A 16,313-nucleotide genomic window follows, 5' to 3' on the forward strand; every position below is an offset into this window, starting at 1 on the left:
CCTTAATGGTCGCCAGCGTGCGCGGCGGCATCAGCCATATGCGCAACGGCGGAGTCATAGTTAGCAATCAGCGCTTCAACCGAAGGGCCGATGATGTCGGTGACCAGCGATGGATAGACCCCCAGGATCAGGGTCATTGCCACCAGCGGCGCGAAAATCCATTTCTCGCGCGGGGTCATGTCTTTGAGGGTCTTGAGGCTCTCTTTGATCAGATCGCCCATGACAACCCGGCGATAGAGCCACAGCGCATAGGCCGCCGAGAAGATCACGCCCGAGGTCGCAATCGCAGCAATCCAGGTGTTTTTCTGGAAGGCGCCCATCAGTGTCAGGAATTCCCCGACAAAGCCCGAGGTGCCCGGCAGGCCGACGTTGGCCATGGTAAAGAACATGAAGATCAGCGCGTAGGCGGGCATGCGGTTCACAAGGCCGCCATAGGCGTCGATCTCGCGGGTGTGCATGCGGTCATAGATAACGCCCACACAAAGGAAGAGCGCGCCCGAGATAAAGCCGTGGCTCAGCATCTGGAAGATCGCGCCATCGATACCCTGCTGATTCACAACAAAGATCCCCATGGTCACGTAGCCCATGTGAGCAACGGATGAATAAGCAATCAGCTTCTTCATATCTTCCTGCACCAGCGCCACCAGCGAGGTGTAGACGATAGCAATCGCGGACATCCAAAGGACGAGGTCGGTGAGAACTTCGGAGCCCACTGGGAACATCGGCAGAGAGAAGCGCAGGAAGCCGTAGCCGCCCATCTTCAACAGGATCGCTGCCAGAACCACAGAGCCCGCTGTCGGCGCTTGAACGTGCGCATCCGGCAACCAGGTGTGGACCGGCCACATCGGCATTTTCACCGCAAAGGACGCGAAGAACGCCAGGAACAGAAGCGTCTGCAAACCGCCGACGATATGCACCCCAAGGATCGAGAAGCTCTCAGACGCGAAGGTGTGGTTCATGAGCGTCGGAATGTCAGTGGTGCCCGCATCCGCAAACATCGCCACCATCGCCACCAGCATCAGCACAGAGCCGAGGAAGGTGTAGAGGAAGAACTTAAAGCTCGCATAGATGCGGTTCTTTCCGCCCCAGATACCGATGATCAGGAACATCGGAATGAGGCCTGCTTCAAAGAACAGATAGAAGAGCACCAGATCCAGCGCCATGAACACGCCAAGCATCAGCGTTTCCAGCAGCAGGAAGGCGATCATATATTCTTTGACGCGGTGCTTCACGTCCCAAGACGCGGCAATCGTCAGCGGCATCATGAAGGTCGTCAGCATCACAAACAGAACCGAAATCCCGTCCACGCCCATCTTGTACTGCAGGCCCAAGAGCCACTCGCGTTCTTCGACGAACTGCATGCCGGTGTTGTTCGGATCAAACTCGGCCAGAATGAACAGCGACACAAGGAAGGTGATCGTGGTCGCGATCAAGGCCACCCATTTGGCGTTGCGTTGCGCTGCCGCGTCGTCTCCGCGCAGGAAGACGAGCAGGATCGCTGCCGCTGCCAGCGGAATGAAGGTCACAATGGAAAGAAGGTTATCCATTAGTGGGATCCTCCAGAGAAGGTCATCCAGGTCACGAGAACGGCGATGCCGATCACCATGGCGAATGCGTAAGTAAAGATGTAGCCCGACTGCGCGCGGCCAGCGAGTTTGGTGAAGAAGGGCACGATGCCCATGGCCACACCATTGAGGAAGCCATCAATGACCGATCCATCTCCGCGTTTCCACAAGAAGCGGCCAAGGGCCTGCGCGGGACGCACGATGAGGAAGTCATAGATCTCGTCAAAGTACCATTTGTTCAAGAGGAACAGGTAGAGAGGACGTTGGCTCTCGGCCACTTTGCGCGGCATGCTTGGGTCCCAGATGTAGAACCACAGCGCGACGATCAGGCCAGCCAGCATCGCGAAGAACGGAGCGACTTTTACCCAAGGCGGCACATAATGAGCTTCGTGCAGGATGGTGTTTTCTGGCTTGATGTAAATGGCGGCTTCGCCTGGTTCATCGGCCATAACATACTTCAGCTTGGAGGCCTTAGGATTGTTCTCTGCCACGGCGGCTGCCAGTTCCTTCGCCGGTTCTTCGTAATGACCGCCAAAGAACTTCACGACCTCATTGGTTTTACCAAAGAAGCTTGAGTACCAAAGCATCCCCGCAAAAACCGCACCAAGCGCAAGCACGCCTAGTGGGATCAGCATAACGCGCGGGCTCTCGTGCGCATGATCATGCGTGTGCTTGTCACCGCGTGGTTCGCCGTAGAACGTCAGGAACATAAGGCGCCAGCTGTAGAAAGACGTGAAAAGTGCGGCGACGACCAGCATCCAGAAAGCGTAGCCGCCGGCCGTGCCTGCGTAGGCGCTTTCGATGACGGCGTCTTTTGACAGGAACCCAGCGAAACCGATTGGAACATGGTTCAGTGTGAAGATAACAGATGGGATACCCACACCAGTGATCGCCAGCGTACCCAGCATCATCGCCCAGAAGGTATAAGGCAGCTTCTTACGCAGCCCGCCATAGTTCCGCATGTCCTGCTCGTGATGCATACCGTGGATCACGGAGCCCGCGCCAAGGAAGAGCATCGCTTTGAAGAAGGCGTGTGTGAACAGGTGGAACATCGCGACTGAATAAACGCCGACGCCCGCGGCCACGAACATATAGCCCAGCTGCGAACAGGTCGAATAGGCAATCACGCGTTTGATGTCGTTTTGAACCAGCCCCACGGTCGCCGCGAAAAACGCGGTGGTCGCGCCGAGGAAGGTTACGAACATCATGGCTTCTGGTGCGAACTCCATGATCGGTGACATGCGGCACACAAGGAAGACACCTGCGGTCACCATGGTCGCTGCGTGGATGAGGGCTGACACAGGGGTCGGACCTTCCATCGCGTCGGGCAACCAGGTGTGCAGGATCAACTGCGCCGATTTGCCCATCGCGCCGACAAACAGCAGGAAGGCAATCAGGTTGGCTGCGTTCCAGTCAGTCCAAAGGAACCGCACGGAGGTTTCAGCCAACATTGGTCCAGACGCAAAGATCACGTCGAAATTGATGCTGTCGGTCAGCATGAACAGCGCGAAGATGCCGAGCGCAAAGCCAAAGTCGCCCACACGGTTCACCACAAAGGCTTTGATCGCCGCCGCCCCTGCGCTCTGTTTCTTCCAGTAGAAACCGATCAGCAGATAGGACGCGACACCCACGCCTTCCCAGCCAAAGAACATCTGAACAAGGTTGTCAGAGGTCACCAGCATCAACATCGCGAAGGTGAAGAAGCTGAGATAGGCAAAGAAGCGCGCTTTGTAGTTTTGATCGTGATCAAAATTCTCGTCATGCGCCATGTAGCCAAAGGAATACAGGTGCACGAGTGCCGAAACCGTGGTCACAACGATTAGCATGGTCGAGGTCAGACGGTCCAGACGGATCGACCAGCTCGTATCCAGAGATCCCGACTGAATGAAGTTCAGAATATGGATCTGTTCGGTTTCAGACCCGTGGGTCAGGAACACAATCCAGCTCAGCAGAGCCGCGAGGAACAAAAGGCCGGTGGTCACATATTGCGCCGCCGTTTCTCCGATGTACCGCCAGCCAAAGCCTGCGATGATGGCGCCCACCAGTGGGGCAAAAAGGATGATCGTTTCCATGCCCGACTAGCCTTTCATCACGTTGACGTCTTCGACCGCGATGGTGCCGCGGTTTCTGAAGAAGCTGACGAGGATCGCGAGACCAATCGCCGCCTCTGCCGCCGCAACCGTCAGGACAAAGAGCGTGAAAACCTGCCCGACCAGATCCCCAAGGAAACTGGAGAAGGCCACAAGGTTGATGTTCACCGCCAAGAGCATCAGTTCGATTGACATCAGCAGGATGATCACATTCTTCCGGTTCAAAAAGAGCCCGAAGATGCCGATGACGAACAGCGTGGCTGCCACCGTAAGATAATGTTCTAGACCTATCATTTTTGTCCCTCGGTCTTTGCGTCGGTCCCGTTTTCTTTCAAAGAAAACGCGTCGATTTCTTTCAGAAATCGGGTCAGAGTCCCTGCCCCGGTTTCACATCTTTCAATTCCATAGCTTGCGCCGGATCACGCCACATCTGCTCCAGTACGTTCTGGCGCTTGATGTCGCGACGGTGGCGCAGGGTCAGCACGATGGCTCCGATCATCGCCACCAGCAGGATCAGCCCCGCCAATTGGAACAGCATGAAGTATTGATCATAGATCAAGAGGCCCAGAGCCGCCGTGTTGGTCACACCCTCGGGCGCAACCGCCTCACGCAGCGCCTGCGCGTTCTCGGCCTCGGTCCAGGCGCCAAAGGCCAGACCAAATTGCATCAGCAGAACCACCCCGATCAGCAAGGCAATCGGCAGATATTGCGCCATGCCGGCCTTAAGCTCGGCAAAGTCGACATCCAGCATCATCACCACGAAAAGGAACAGCACCGCGACCGCGCCCACGTAAACGATGATCAAGAGCATCGCGACGAATTCAGCCCCCAGCAGCACGAAAAGCCCCGCAGAGCTGAGGAACGACAGGATCAGCCAGAGCACCGAATGCACCGGGTTCTTGCTGATCACGGTAAACAGCCCACCTGCGACCACCGAGATCGCGAAAAGGTAAAAGGCAAATGCAGCGATACTCATGTGTCATCTTCCTCGGTTTCAGCCAGGACCTCTTGCGCGAGTTCCATCACTTTGGTCATGGCAGGGATGCCGGCGAACATGGACATCTGTCCGATACATTCGACGATTTCCTGTTTCGTCGCGCCCGCCTCAAGCAGGTGGCGCACGGTCAGGCGGACCTGAGATTCAGCCTGCCCGCCCAGAACGGTCAAAGCCGCGAGCGTCAGCAAAAGCCGCGTCTTGGCGTCCAGCCCGTCTTTGTTCAGCGTATTGCCAAAGAACATTTCCATCATGTCTTTGGGCATGGTCGGCCAGAGGTTTTCAAACCCCTTTGGCGTGAAGGATTCCAGCGCAGGGTTCATCGCCTTGGCCATGTCCTGATACTGCGCGATCATCGCTTCGAATGGGTTCTTTGGATCGCTCATCGGTAGGGTGCATCCAATTCCAGATTGCGCGCGATCTCGGCTTCCCAGCGGTCGCCATTCGCAAGCAGTTTTTCCTTGTCGTAAAACAGCTCTTCGCGGGTCTCGGTGGCGAATTCGAAATTCGGGCCTTCGACGATGGCATCCACCGGGCAGGCCTCTTGGCAGAAACCGCAATAGATGCATTTCGTCATGTCGATGTCATAGCGCGTGGTGCGGCGGCTTCCGTCTTCGCGGGGTTCCGCGTCAATCGTGATCGCCTGCGCCGGACAGATCGCTTCGCAGAGCTTACAGGCAATGCAGCGCTCTTCGCCATTTGGATAGCGACGCAGCACGTGTTCACCGCGGAAACGCGGGCTCAGCGGCCCCTTTTCATGCGGATAGTTCAGCGTCGCTTTGGGCGCGAAGAAGTACTTCAGACCCAACTGAAAGCCTTTGATGAAGTCCGCCAGCAGAAAATATTTCGCGGCGCGGGTGTAGTCGATATTTGCCATCCTTAGCCTCCGATCGCCCAGCGGGCATAGGCGCCGCCAAAGGCCTCAAATTTCGCGAGGAACGCCACGATCACGACCCAGATCAGAGACATCGGCAGGAAGACTTTCCAACCAATGCGCATCAGCTGGTCATAGCGGTAGCGCGGGGTGATTGCCTTTACCATCGCAAAGACAAAGAAGAAGAAGGCCATCTTGCCGACCATCCACAACGGGCCGTCGCCAATCAGGCTTGGGATTGGGGACAACCAACCGCCAAAGAACAAGAGCGACGTCAGCGCGCACATCAGGAAGATGGCGATATATTCACCTGCCATGAACAGAAGGAACGGCGTTGAGGAATATTCCACCTGATAGCCCGCAACCAGCTCGGATTCCGCTTCGGGCAGGTCGAACGGTGGGCGGTTTGTTTCCGCCAAGGCGCTGATAAAGAACAGGAAGACCATCGGGAAATGCGGCAGCCAGTACCAGCTGAAGAAGCCATAGTCTCCGTCCTGCGCGCGCACGATGTCGCCGAAGTTCATGGAGCCGGTCGAAATGATGATCCCGATGATGATCAGACCGATAGAGACCTCATAAGAGATCATCTGTGCCGCAGAGCGCAAGCTCCCGAGGAATGGGTATTTGGAGTTTGACGCCCACCCCCCCATGATCACGCCGTAAACCTCAAGCGAGGAGACCGCGAAGACATAGAGGATCGCCACGTTGATGTCCGAAAGCACCCATGTGTCATTAAACGGGATCACCGCCCAGGCAATCAGCGCCAGCACAAAGGACGTCAGCGGCGCGAGCATAAAGACCGTTTTATCCGCGCCCGCAGGCACAACGATCTCTTTCACCACATATTTCAACGCATCCGCGACGGTTTGCAAAAGGCCCCAGGCCCCCACCACATTCGGGCCACGCCGCATTTGCACAGCCGCCCAGATTTTGCGGTCCCCATAGACAAGGAACAGAAGCGAGATCATCACAAAGCCCACAACAGCAAGCACTTGCGCGACGATAATTGCGCCTATTCCAAGAGGGGTTGTCAGAAATTCAGCCATTGGTCCTCACACCGTGGGTATTCCGTTTTCTTCGCAGGCCGCGACCGTGACTTCTGCGTCAATGGTCTTTAGCCCACGGGGCAAAGCAGGCGACACGGTATAGACCGCATCTCCGAGCCATTTATCGCCCTCGATTTCAATTGTTGTGCGCACATGGCGCGCAAATCCAAAGCCGCGGATCAGCGCATATTGCGCGGCGGCACATTCGGCATATTCATCCAGCGCTTCGGGATCGCGGGCATTCTGCATTTCCACGTGGAAATTCACCAGATCACCATCCAGAAGCGTGGTTTGAATACCGTCATAGCTTGGGGACAGGTCAGACACCTCGCGGGTGACCGAGCCCTCTTGCATGGTGCACGCAGACAGGCCGGCGACCAGCGCCAGCGATGTCAGTGCCTTATGCAATGTTGCCCCCATTCTCAGTCTTACTCCGCAGCCAGCGGCGCGTCTTTGCGCGCTTTGGCGTTGGCCGATAGCTCTGCCATCAAGGTTGAGGCGCGGGCAATCGGGTTGGTCAGGTAGAAATCATTGATCGCATTGCGGAAGTCGGCGTTGCCGAGGCTGTCGGTCGCCAGCGCTTCGCCTTCGTTTTCAATAACTTCGTCGACTTTCTTAAGATGCGGCACGTCAGAGACCAGCGCATTGCGCAGCTGCGCGAGGCTGTCATAGGGCAGCGTGGCATCCAGTTCCGCAGAGAGCGCCCGCAGGATCGCCCAGTTCTCTTTCGCCTCACCCGGCGCGAAGTTCGCGCGCATGGCCAGCTGTGGGCGGCCTTCGGTATTCACGAAGAGGCCGTTTTCCTCGGTATAGGCCGCGCCCGGCAGGATCACATCCGCCCGCATCGCGCCACGGTCTCCGTGAGAGCCTTGGTAAATTACAAATGGACCTTGATCGATATCGACCTCATCGGCCCCCATGTTGTAGATGACCTCAGCCCCCTCGGTTGCGGCCAAAAGCCCGCCCTCGGTGACAGCACCTACATCCATCGCACCCACACGGCTTGCAGCGGTGTGCAGAACCAAGAGTTTCGACTTGGTTTCCGCAGCGAGCTGTTGAGTGGCCGCGAGGACCGCGAGCCCATCCGCTTCGTTCAAAGCGCCTTGGCCGACGATCACAACGGACGGAACCTCAAGAACCGGACCATGCTTCCCTCCCAACAGAGCGCTCAGCGCTTTGCGGTCGGTGCCGGCGTGGTGGTAGTCATAGGTCAGGTCAGCGGCTTCGCCCACCAGACCGACATTCGCGCCATTGATCCAGGCCTTGCGGATCCGCGCGTTCAGAACCGGCGCTTCAACCCGTGGGTTGGTGCCGATCAGCATGATGTATTTCGCGGCATCGATGTCTTCGACAGAGGCCGTGCCCACATAACCCGCACGGTTGCCAATCGGCAGACGCGCGTTGTCGGTGCGGCATTCGACGTTCCCGCCCTGCCCTTCGATCAAGGCCTTGAGCGCATACGTCGCCTCAACAGACACAAGATCACCAATCAGACCCGCGACCTTCTTGCCCTTCATGGCCTCTGCCACTTTGGTCAAAGCCTCAGGCCAGCTTGCCGGACGCAGTTTGCCGTTTTCACGCACATAGGGACGATCCAGACGCTGACGACGCAACCCGTCCCAGACAAAACGTGTCTTGTCAGAAATCCATTCCTCATTCACGCCATCGTGGTTGCGCGGCATGATCCGCATGACTTCGCGGCCCTTTGTGTCGACGCGAATGTTGCTGCCCAAAGCGTCCATGACGTCGATGGTCTCGGTCTTGGTCAGCTCCCACGGGCGCGCTGTGAAGGAATAAGGTTTGGATGTCAGCGCGCCAACTGGGCAGAGGTCAATGATATTGCCCTGCAGGTTGCTGTCCAAGGTCTGGTTCAGATAGCTGGTGATCTCGGCATCTTCGCCGCGACCGGTCTGGCCCATCTGGTTGATGCCGGCGACCTCAGTCGTGAAGCGCACGCAGCGGGTGCAGGAAATACAGCGGGTCATCACGGTGCCGACCAGCGGACCCAAATCCAGATCATCCACTGCGCGTTTGGCTTCTTTAAAGCGGGAGCCTGACACACCATAGGCCATCGCCTGATCCTGCAGGTCGCATTCGCCGCCCTGATCGCAGATCGGGCAATCCAACGGGTGGTTGATCAAGAGGAATTCCATCACGCCTTCGCGCGCCTTTTTCACCATGGGCGAATTGGTTTTCACCACAGGCGGCTGGCCCTCGGGACCAGGCCGCAAGTCACGCACCTGCATCGCGCAGGACGCCGCAGGCTTTGGCGGCCCGCCGACCACCTCAACAAGACACATCCGACAGTTGCCCGCGATGGACAGGCGTTCATGGTAACAGAAGCGCGGCACCTCGACCCCGGCCTGTTCACAGGCCTGGATCAGCGTCAGCGCGCCGTCTACTTCCACTTCTTGCTCGTCGATGATGATCTTGCGTAGGTCTGACATACTCAGTTGGCCCTTAACAGCCTGCCGATTTGGCTGGATTTTGCGATTTCAGCACGCCCAAGCGCGCAATAGGTTTCCGCGTCGCCTTTAACGACACCGTTGTTCTTCATGTAGGCTTCGCCCTCGGCCCGCATCGCGGCCTTATTGGCCTCGCTTGTGCGGAAGGCATCGATTTCAGCCTGGCTATAGCCCATGCCCTCTGCTTCGTTCTGAATAGAGTTCAGACGCAGAGCCGCCCGCACCATGCGAGCGGAAATCGACGGGCATGTCTCGCGGATCTCATTGGCAATCCCGATGTTCAACAGACCGTTCCACACGGATGGAACATCTTTCAGATCCTGTTTCGCCTGAGCAGCGCCTGCCGCAACGACCAATCCTGCAATCAATATCATGCGCATGTGTTTTCTCCTTCCATGGCAAATGCCCCGCGCGTCACTATGCGCGAAGGCCCATGTCCAAAGGAAAAATCGGGCGCTGTTATGCAATAACACGAGGAATTCCCGCCCATTTCGGCGCGGAATTGCCCAATGTCGGCAAGGATTGACCCAGGATATGAAACAATCAGTCTCACGGACGGCACTGCCCCTTTAAGATCAGGCTGTCGCGATTAACTTGGGAGGCGGCCTCTTCGCTCAGGGGATCAACGTCCCATTTGATGGTCGAGGTGCCGAAGTTCTCGATGCAGTATTCGGTGCCACCATAATGCGCAGCCCCCTTCGCGCCCTCAAGCGAGCGCGACACAGGACCGGCGGTCACGGTGAAAAACGTGCGGTCGTCTTTATCAATCCGCTTGGCGCTAATCCGCATGCGTTCACCATCAAAACGCAACCCGTCGTCTTTCTTAAGACGGCTACAGCCTGACATCGCGGTCAGGGCCAAAGCGGCGCAAAGGCCGAAGGTTACGTATGAGGACGTCCGCATGGGGTTTCTCCTTACTCGGCAGCGATCGCCGAACGGCGACCCTTTTGCTGTGCCTTGATGCGATCTTCGATCTCGTCGCGGAAGTTGCGAATAAGACCCTGGATCGGCCAAGCCGCCGCATCGCCAAGCGCACAGATGGTGTGACCTTCGACCTGTTTGGTCACATCCCACAGCATGTCGATTTCTTCTGGATCCGCATTGCCCTGCACCAGACGATCCATCACGCGCATCATCCAGCCAGTGCCTTCGCGGCAGGGCGTACACTGACCGCAGCTCTCGTGTTTGTAGAACTTGGACAGACGCCAAATCGCTTTGATGATGTCGGTGTCATTGTCCATGACAATAACCGCCGCTGTGCCAAGGCCCGATCCCAGATCATTGCGCAGGTAATCGAAATCCATGATCGCGTCGCGCATATTCTCTCCGCGCACGCAAGGCACGGACGAGCCACCCGGAATAACCGCTTTCAGATTATTCCAACCGCCACGGATGCCGCCGCAATGTTTTTCGATCAGCTCTTCAAAAGTGATCGACATCGCCTCTTCAACGACGCATGGGTTGTTCACATGGCCCGAGATCGCAAAGAGCTTGGTGCCCGCGTTGTTCGGACGACCAAAGCCTGCGAACCACTCGCCACCGCGGCGCAGGATCGTCGGCACAACGGCGATGGATTCCACGTTGTTCACAGTGGTCGGACAGCCATAGAGCCCCGCCCCCGCCGGGAATGGCGGCTTCATACGCGGCATGCCTTTTTTGCCCTCAAGGCTCTCGATCAGCGCGGTTTCCTCACCGCAGATATAGGCGCCCGCCCCGTGATGCAGGAAGATATCGAAGTCCCAGCCGGATCCAGCCGCATTGCGGCCCAGAAGACCCGCGTCATAGGCCTCGTCAATGGCGATCTGCAGAGCCTCGCGTTCGCGGATATATTCGCCGCGCAGATAGATGTAGCAGGTATGCGCCTGCATCGCGAAGGAAGCGATCAGACAGCCTTCGATCAGCGTATGCGGATCATGGCGCATGATCTCGCGGTCTTTGCAGGTGCCAGGCTCAGATTCATCGGCGTTCACGACCAGATAGGCCGGACGACCGTCGCTTTCCTTGGGCATGAAGGACCATTTGAGGCCCGTTGGGAAACCCGCACCGCCACGACCGCGCAGACCAGAGGCCTTCATCGTGTCGATGATCCAGTCCCGCCCCTTTTCAATGATCCCCGCCGTGCCGTCCCAATGGCCACGCTGCTTCGCGCCCGCAAGCGTGCGCTCGTGCATGCCGTAAAGGTTGGTAAAGATGCGGTCTTGATCCTTGAGCATCCGGTCTACCCTTTTTCTGCCTGACGCATGCGCCAGATCTGATAAATATTCACAAACGCCCAGATGAGCGCCGCTAAGGCCGCGAAATCGAACAAGAGCGCATAGCGCCCGGCCAGTCCGACCATTGGCCCGATGACTTGAAGAAGCATCCAGACAATCAGCGTTCCGGCGATCACAAGGCTGACTGTGCGTCCCTTGCGTGCCAAGCTCGTGTCCTTCTCGCGCTCCATCTCGTCCCTCGTGTTGCGTCAAGGCGCGGCGATCCGCGCCCTGACAAGTTCCGTTTTACTTCGCCATGTCCTTGGCCTGCGAGACCCAATCGTCCCGCGTGATCCGGCCTTTGAACTTGAGGCGCGCATCGACCCATTCGATGTCAGACGGGCCCCAGGCCGCAATCTGTGAGAAATGGTAAATGCCAAGTTCATTCAATGTCTTCTCAAGACCTGGCCCGACGCCTTTGATCTTTTTTAGATCATCCGCGACACCGCCTTTTGGTCCATCCAGTACCTCAGGGCTGTCGCTCGCCTCAGCGGGTGCTTCCGCCGCAGGTTCCGGCGCTGGCTCTGGTTCAGCTTCAGCCGCAGGTTCAGGCTCTGCGGCCGGCTCTGGTGCCGCCTCTGGCTCCGCAGCAGCTTCTGGCTCGGGCGCAGGTTCGGGAGCCGCTTCAGGCTCAGGCGCGGCTTCTGCAACAGGTTCCGCCGCTGGGGCTGGCGCAGGTGCGGGATCTGCCGCTGGGGCCGAAGTCGCGGCAGGCGCATCATCGCCACCCAGCAAAAAGCCGATCAGCCAATAAGCGATGAAACCAGCAATCAGACCCAAGATCACAGCCAAGAGCCACGCCATGGCGTCTTCGGCAACGAAGTAAACGATCAAAAACACCCCGATGGCGATGACCCATCGAAGAATGCTATGCGTTGAATTTCCGTTTCCGTTTGCCATGTCTAGCTCCTTTTACCCTGTCTTATTAGTCACTTAGTAGACGTCACCTTTAGATACTTTCTTAGAGAACTCGGTCTCTCCACCCTCTGCCAAAATCTTGGCTTGCTCGATCCAACCATCGCGGGTGATGCGACCCTTGAATTTCAAGCGAGAGTCTACCCACGCCACTTCGGCCTCGGTCCATTTTGCAATTTGGTCAAAGTGATAGAAGCCAAGCTCGTTGAGCGTCTGCTCTAGCTTTGGTCCCACACCTTTCAACTGTTTCAGATCATCTGCACCAGCTTTGCGCGCAGCTTTCATGCGGCGCGGCGCTTTTTCCTTAACCTCGGCAGCCCCTTCGGCGGCTTTCTCGGCCTTGGGCGCGGCTTTCTTGGCAGGTGCTTTCTTGGCAGGCTTTTTGGCCTGCTGCGCGGCTGACTTCGGACGTTCCGCAGCCGCCGGCGTCGGATCCGCCGCATCACGACCCGCGACTTTGCCGTCCTTGCCAATCCAAGGCGTGGTCAGAGGCACTTCGGTGCCATCAATCCGCTTGATGCTGTCGCCGAGATCCGTCGCCAGTTGCGCCGACGCATTGTATTTGGTTTTGCCCGAGTCAAACTCACCCAAAGAGGTCAGTCCGTTCAAAGGCTCTGCCGCGTAACGGCCGTTCTGAGGCCCCGGCACAGGCACCTCGCCACGTGCCATCTCGTCGATCATCTCGCCGAGACGCGCAGCTGTCAGGTCTTCGTAGTAGTCCTTGCCGATCTGCGCCATTGGGGCGTTTGCACAGGCACCGAGGCACTCAACCTCTTCCCATGAAAACTTGCCATCGGCAGACAGCTCATGCGGGCGCTCTGCGATCTTTTCTTTGCAGACTGAAATCAGATCCTCTGCCCCGCAGATCATGCAGGACGTCGTGCCGCAAATCTGCAAATGCGCAACGGAACCAACAGGTTGCAGTTGGAACATAAAGTAGAAGGACGCGACCTCAAGCACGCGGATATAGGCCATTCCCAACAGATCCGCGACCGCTTCGATCGCGGGCTTAGACAGCCAGCCCTCTTGCTCCTGTGCACGCCACAACAGCGGGATCACAGCAGAGGCCTGGCGACCCTCGGGATACTTAGTCATCTGCGCTTCGGCCCAGGCCTGATTGGCGGCTGTGAAGGCAAAGCTTTCAGGTTGTTCGTGATAAAGACGACGCAGCATTAACGGTCAATCTCCCCAAAAACGATATCCATGGTGCCGATGATCGCGGCCACATCAGCCAGCTGGTGGCCTTTGGACAGGTGGTCACAGGCCTGCAAATGCGCATATCCCGGCGCGCGGATCTTGGCGCGGTAGGGCTGGTTCGTGCCATCGGCGACCAGATAAACGCCAAACTCACCCTTCGGCGCTTCGACCGCCGCATAGACCTCGCCCGCAGGGACGTGGAAACCTTCGGTGTAAAGCTTGAAGTGATGGATGAGGCTCTCCATCGAGGTCTTCATGTCCGACCGCTTAGGAGGAGTCAGCTTGCCACGCGCCAGCACGTCGCCGGTGGCTTCGCGCAGTTTCACGATCGCCTGACGGATGATCGACACCGACTGGCGCATCTCTTCCATGCGCATGAGGTAACGGTCATAACAGTCGCCGTTCTTGCCCACTGGGATCTGGAACTCGAACTCGTCGTAGCACTCGTAAGGCTGCGCACGCCGCAGGTCCCACGCAAGGCCAGCAGAGCGCGCCATGACGCCAGAGAAGCCATATTGCAGCACGGTTTCCTGATCCACGACAGCGATATCAACGTTACGCTGCTTAAAGATCCGGTTTTCGGTCAAAAGCCCATCGATATTGTCCAAGCGATCTGGGAAGGTGATCGCCCATTCCTCGATATCATCCAAGAGCTTGTCGGTGATGTCCTGATGCACGCCGCCGGGGCGGAAGTAGTTTGCGTGCAGACGCGCGCCACAGGCCCGTTCGTAGAAAATCATCAGCTCTTCGCGGTCTTCAAAGCCCCAGAGCGGCGGGGTCAGCGCGCCGACGTCCATCGCCTGGGTGGTGACGTTCATCAAGTGGTTGAGAACACGACCGATTTCGCAGAACAAAACGCGGATCAGCTGGGCACGACGCGGCACCTCGGTGCCTGTCAGCTTTTCGATGGCCAGACACCAGGCGTGTTCCTGGTTCATCGGTGCCACATAGTCCAACCGGTCAAAATACGGCAGGTTCTGCAGGTACGTGCGGCTTTCCATCAGCTTTTCGGTACCACGGTGCAGCAGGCCGACGTGCGGGTCACAACGTTCTACGATCTCGCCATCGAGTTCCAGAACCAGACGCAACACGCCGTGGGCCGCAGGGTGCTGCGGGCCAAAGTTGATGTTAAAGTTGCGGATTTTCTGTTCGCCCTGCAGCGCGTCTACGCTGCCGTCGTCAAATTTGGAGCCGTCCATCATTTCGCCTCCTCCTGCTTTTCATCGCCCGGCAGGATGTAATTCGCGCCCTCCCATGGGGACATGAAATCAAACTGACGGTATTCCTGCACCAGATCGACCGGCTCATAGACAACACGCTTGAGCTCTTCGTCGTAACGCACTTCGGTGTAGCCTGTGGTCGGGAAGTCCTTGCGCAGCGGGTGCCCACGGAAACCGTAGTCAGTAAGCAGGCGGCGCAGGTCTGGGTGATCTGTGAAGATAATCCCAAACATATCAAAGACTTCGCGCTCAAACCAATTCGCACCCGCGTGGACGGGCGTGATCGACGGCACCATATCCTCTTCGCGGATCGAGACGCGCAGGCGCACCCGTTGGTTCTGATGCATCGACAGGAAGTGATAGACCACGTCAAAGCGTTTTGACCGCTCTGGATAATCCACAGCGGTGATGTCGATCAGGGTCGAGAATTTGCAGGTCGGCTCGGTTTTCAAAAACTCGACAAAGGCCAAGAGATTGCTTGGGGCCACGTCAATGTTCAGTTCACCGAAGGTCACGTCCCAGGCCAGGACGCAATCGGTACGCTTGGCCTCGATCAGAGCGCCCAGTTCGTTCAGTGCATCACTCATCGTACCAAAGTCCCCGTGCGGCGGATCTTACGTTGCAACTGCAGGATCCCATAAAGAAGCGCTTCCGCTGTTGGAGGGCAACCCGGCACATAGACATCCACAGGCACCACGCGGTCACAGCCACGTACAACCGAATAGGAATAGTGGTAGTAGCCGCCACCATTGGCACAGGAGCCCATGGAAATCACATAACGAGGCTCTGGCATCTGGTCATAGACCTTGCGCAGCGCAGGGGCCATTTTGTTGGTCAGGGTACCCGCCACGATCATCAGGTCAGACTGACGTGGAGACGCACGCGGCGCAGTCCCAAACCGCTCAAGGTCATAACGCGGCATCGAGAGTTGGATCATCTCGACCGCACAGCACGCCAGACCAAACGTCATCCAGTGCAGCGAGCCGGTGCGGGCCCAGTTGATAATGTCCTCGGTCGAGGTCAGCAGAAAGCCCTTGTCCTGCAGCTCGGCATTCAGAGCCTGCGTCGCGACTTCTTTGTCAGCGCCCGCAGAATTCGCCCCCGTCACTACTCCCATTCCAAGGCCCCCTTCTTCCACTCATAGGCAAAGCCAATGGTCAGAACGCCCAGGAACACCATCATCGACCAGAAGCCGACCATCGAGATGTCCTTAAAGGCCACAGCCCAAGGGAATAGCATCGCGATCTCGAGATCGAAGATGATGAAGAGGATCGAGACCAGATAAAACCGGACGTCGAACTTCATCCGCGCATCGTCAAACGCGTTGAAACCACACTCGTAAGCGCTGACTTTTTCAGGGTCGGGATTTCGAACGGCAACAACAACAGCGGCGAGAATAAGAACAAGGCCAAGTGCAATGGCGATGGCCAGAAACACGAGGATCGGGAGGTACTCCCTCAGCATCTCTTCCACAGGGTGGCTCCTTTCATGCACAGCAGCGTGCAGTCTAGATGGCTGTATCAATCATCGTGGGTTTACCTGCGCCCTCTTGCGTGGTCAACCAAAAGGGCGCTTTCTCACCTTAAATTGTGAACCATTTGTAAACCCACACTAGATGTGCGCAGAGCGTCCTGCGGGCTGCCGTTGGGTGATCGGTCTTCGGTGAAGGCTGATTTCCTCAAGACTTCAGCAAAA

The 16,313-nt window shown here is 57.5% G+C and carries 19 protein-coding genes; all 19 read right to left on the reverse strand.

The window, feature by feature from the left end; genetic code table 11:
* Positions 1 to 2: 2 nt before the first annotated feature.
* Positions 3 to 1,547 carry an NADH-quinone oxidoreductase subunit M gene (locus tag WG622_RS03790; RefSeq protein ID WP_339402356.1) on the reverse strand — a complete coding sequence of 515 codons (1,545 nt, stop codon included), beginning with the start codon at positions 1,545 to 1,547 and terminating at the stop codon, positions 3 to 5.
* Entirely contained in the window at positions 1,547 to 3,637 is a 2,091-nt protein-coding gene (gene nuoL, locus WG622_RS03795) for an NADH-quinone oxidoreductase subunit L (RefSeq protein WP_339402357.1), read from the reverse strand. Before nuoL ends, WG622_RS03790 begins: the two co-directional genes overlap by 1 nt.
* A gap of 6 nt (positions 3,638 to 3,643) precedes the next feature.
* The gene (gene nuoK, locus WG622_RS03800) at positions 3,644 to 3,949 is read right to left on the reverse strand and encodes an NADH-quinone oxidoreductase subunit NuoK (protein WP_072794219.1); all 306 of its coding nucleotides are present in this window, start codon (positions 3,947 to 3,949) and stop codon (positions 3,644 to 3,646) included.
* A gap of 73 nt (positions 3,950 to 4,022) precedes the next feature.
* Positions 4,023 to 4,631, reverse strand: coding sequence for an NADH-quinone oxidoreductase subunit J (locus WG622_RS03805; RefSeq protein WP_339402358.1), 609 nt, complete (start codon positions 4,629 to 4,631; stop codon positions 4,023 to 4,025).
* Positions 4,628 to 5,035 (reverse strand): carboxymuconolactone decarboxylase family protein, encoded by a 408-nt coding sequence (locus WG622_RS03810; protein ID WP_339402359.1) that lies wholly within the window; start codon positions 5,033 to 5,035, stop codon positions 4,628 to 4,630. Before WG622_RS03810 ends, WG622_RS03805 begins: the two co-directional genes overlap by 4 nt.
* Positions 5,032 to 5,526 carry an NADH-quinone oxidoreductase subunit NuoI gene (nuoI, locus tag WG622_RS03815; RefSeq protein ID WP_209356557.1) on the reverse strand — a complete coding sequence of 165 codons (495 nt, stop codon included), beginning with the start codon at positions 5,524 to 5,526 and terminating at the stop codon, positions 5,032 to 5,034. Before nuoI ends, WG622_RS03810 begins: the two co-directional genes overlap by 4 nt.
* A 2-nt stretch (positions 5,527 to 5,528) precedes the next feature.
* On the reverse strand, positions 5,529 to 6,569 hold the full coding sequence (nuoH, locus tag WG622_RS03820) for an NADH-quinone oxidoreductase subunit NuoH (protein WP_339402360.1): 1,041 nt from the start codon (positions 6,567 to 6,569) through the stop codon (positions 5,529 to 5,531).
* A 6-nt stretch (positions 6,570 to 6,575) separates the two neighbouring features.
* Positions 6,576 to 6,989, reverse strand: coding sequence for a YNQ4 family lipoprotein (locus tag WG622_RS03825; protein WP_438838904.1), 414 nt, complete (start codon positions 6,987 to 6,989; stop codon positions 6,576 to 6,578).
* 8 nt (positions 6,990 to 6,997) lie between these two features.
* Positions 6,998 to 9,016, reverse strand: a complete 2,019-nt coding sequence (gene nuoG / locus WG622_RS03830) for an NADH-quinone oxidoreductase subunit NuoG (protein ID WP_339402361.1) — start codon at positions 9,014 to 9,016, stop codon at positions 6,998 to 7,000.
* A gap of 2 nt (positions 9,017 to 9,018) precedes the next feature.
* Entirely contained in the window at positions 9,019 to 9,414 is a 396-nt protein-coding gene (locus tag WG622_RS03835) for a DUF5333 domain-containing protein (RefSeq protein ID WP_339402362.1), read from the reverse strand.
* 169 nt (positions 9,415 to 9,583) lie between these two features.
* The gene (locus tag WG622_RS03840; RefSeq protein ID WP_339402363.1) at positions 9,584 to 9,937 is read right to left on the reverse strand and encodes a hypothetical protein; all 354 of its coding nucleotides are present in this window, start codon (positions 9,935 to 9,937) and stop codon (positions 9,584 to 9,586) included.
* Positions 9,938 to 9,948: 11 nt separating this feature from the next.
* A complete protein-coding gene (gene nuoF, locus WG622_RS03845; protein WP_209356563.1) occupies positions 9,949 to 11,247 on the reverse strand; it encodes an NADH-quinone oxidoreductase subunit NuoF in 1,299 nt (432 codons plus the stop codon).
* 5 nt (positions 11,248 to 11,252) lie between these two features.
* A complete protein-coding gene (locus tag WG622_RS03850) occupies positions 11,253 to 11,477 on the reverse strand; it encodes a DUF5337 domain-containing protein (RefSeq protein WP_339402364.1) in 225 nt (74 codons plus the stop codon).
* 55 nt (positions 11,478 to 11,532) lie between these two features.
* Positions 11,533 to 12,186 (reverse strand): helix-hairpin-helix domain-containing protein, encoded by a 654-nt coding sequence (locus WG622_RS03855; protein WP_339402365.1) that lies wholly within the window; start codon positions 12,184 to 12,186, stop codon positions 11,533 to 11,535.
* A gap of 33 nt (positions 12,187 to 12,219) precedes the next feature.
* Entirely contained in the window at positions 12,220 to 13,374 is a 1,155-nt protein-coding gene (locus WG622_RS03860) for an NADH-quinone oxidoreductase subunit E (RefSeq protein ID WP_339402366.1), read from the reverse strand.
* Positions 13,374 to 14,597: an NADH-quinone oxidoreductase subunit D gene (locus WG622_RS03865; protein ID WP_339402690.1), complete on the reverse strand. Its 1,224-nt coding sequence runs from the start codon at positions 14,595 to 14,597 to the stop codon at positions 13,374 to 13,376. Before WG622_RS03865 ends, WG622_RS03860 begins: the two co-directional genes overlap by 1 nt.
* Positions 14,597 to 15,205: an NADH-quinone oxidoreductase subunit C gene (locus tag WG622_RS03870; protein ID WP_339402367.1), complete on the reverse strand. Its 609-nt coding sequence runs from the start codon at positions 15,203 to 15,205 to the stop codon at positions 14,597 to 14,599. The genes WG622_RS03865 and WG622_RS03870 overlap by 1 nt, the downstream gene beginning before the upstream one ends.
* Positions 15,202 to 15,735 carry a NuoB/complex I 20 kDa subunit family protein gene (locus tag WG622_RS03875; RefSeq protein ID WP_245168688.1) on the reverse strand — a complete coding sequence of 178 codons (534 nt, stop codon included), beginning with the start codon at positions 15,733 to 15,735 and terminating at the stop codon, positions 15,202 to 15,204. The genes WG622_RS03870 and WG622_RS03875 overlap by 4 nt, the downstream gene beginning before the upstream one ends.
* A complete protein-coding gene (locus tag WG622_RS03880; RefSeq protein ID WP_209356568.1) occupies positions 15,726 to 16,091 on the reverse strand; it encodes an NADH-quinone oxidoreductase subunit A in 366 nt (121 codons plus the stop codon). Before WG622_RS03880 ends, WG622_RS03875 begins: the two co-directional genes overlap by 10 nt.
* Between the last annotated feature and the right edge of the window lie 222 nt (positions 16,092 to 16,313).

This window comes from Cognatishimia coralii, assembly GCF_037478305.1.
Taxonomy (GTDB): domain Bacteria; phylum Pseudomonadota; class Alphaproteobacteria; order Rhodobacterales; family Rhodobacteraceae; genus Cognatishimia; species Cognatishimia coralii.

Bases quoted from the DNA above. Each gene is read 5' to 3' on its own strand.
- WG622_RS03790 (WP_339402356.1), bottom strand. From the start codon at position 1,547: ATGGATAACCTTCTTTCCATTGTGACCTTCATTCCGCTGGCAGCGGCA.
- nuoL (WP_339402357.1), bottom strand. From the start codon at position 3,637: ATGGAAACGATCATCCTTTTTGCCCCACTGGTGGGCGCCATCATCGCA.
- nuoK (WP_072794219.1), bottom strand. From the start codon at position 3,949: ATGATAGGTCTAGAACATTATCTTACGGTGGCAGCCACGCTGTTCGTC.
- WG622_RS03805 (WP_339402358.1), bottom strand. From the start codon at position 4,631: ATGAGTATCGCTGCATTTGCCTTTTACCTTTTCGCGATCTCGGTGGTC.
- WG622_RS03810 (WP_339402359.1), bottom strand. From the start codon at position 5,035: ATGAGCGATCCAAAGAACCCATTCGAAGCGATGATCGCGCAGTATCAG.
- nuoI (WP_209356557.1), bottom strand. From the start codon at position 5,526: ATGGCAAATATCGACTACACCCGCGCCGCGAAATATTTTCTGCTGGCG.
- nuoH (WP_339402360.1), bottom strand. From the start codon at position 6,569: ATGGCTGAATTTCTGACAACCCCTCTTGGAATAGGCGCAATTATCGTC.
- WG622_RS03825 (WP_438838904.1), bottom strand. From the start codon at position 6,989: ATGGGGGCAACATTGCATAAGGCACTGACATCGCTGGCGCTGGTCGCC.
- nuoG (WP_339402361.1), bottom strand. From the start codon at position 9,016: ATGTCAGACCTACGCAAGATCATCATCGACGAGCAAGAAGTGGAAGTA.
- WG622_RS03835 (WP_339402362.1), bottom strand. From the start codon at position 9,414: ATGCGCATGATATTGATTGCAGGATTGGTCGTTGCGGCAGGCGCTGCT.
- WG622_RS03840 (WP_339402363.1), bottom strand. From the start codon at position 9,937: ATGCGGACGTCCTCATACGTAACCTTCGGCCTTTGCGCCGCTTTGGCC.
- nuoF (WP_209356563.1), bottom strand. From the start codon at position 11,247: ATGCTCAAGGATCAAGACCGCATCTTTACCAACCTTTACGGCATGCAC.
- WG622_RS03850 (WP_339402364.1), bottom strand. From the start codon at position 11,477: ATGGAGCGCGAGAAGGACACGAGCTTGGCACGCAAGGGACGCACAGTC.
- WG622_RS03855 (WP_339402365.1), bottom strand. From the start codon at position 12,186: ATGGCAAACGGAAACGGAAATTCAACGCATAGCATTCTTCGATGGGTC.
- WG622_RS03860 (WP_339402366.1), bottom strand. From the start codon at position 13,374: ATGCTGCGTCGTCTTTATCACGAACAACCTGAAAGCTTTGCCTTCACA.
- WG622_RS03865 (WP_339402690.1), bottom strand. From the start codon at position 14,597: ATGGACGGCTCCAAATTTGACGACGGCAGCGTAGACGCGCTGCAGGGC.
- WG622_RS03870 (WP_339402367.1), bottom strand. From the start codon at position 15,205: ATGAGTGATGCACTGAACGAACTGGGCGCTCTGATCGAGGCCAAGCGT.
- WG622_RS03875 (WP_245168688.1), bottom strand. From the start codon at position 15,735: ATGGGAGTAGTGACGGGGGCGAATTCTGCGGGCGCTGACAAAGAAGTC.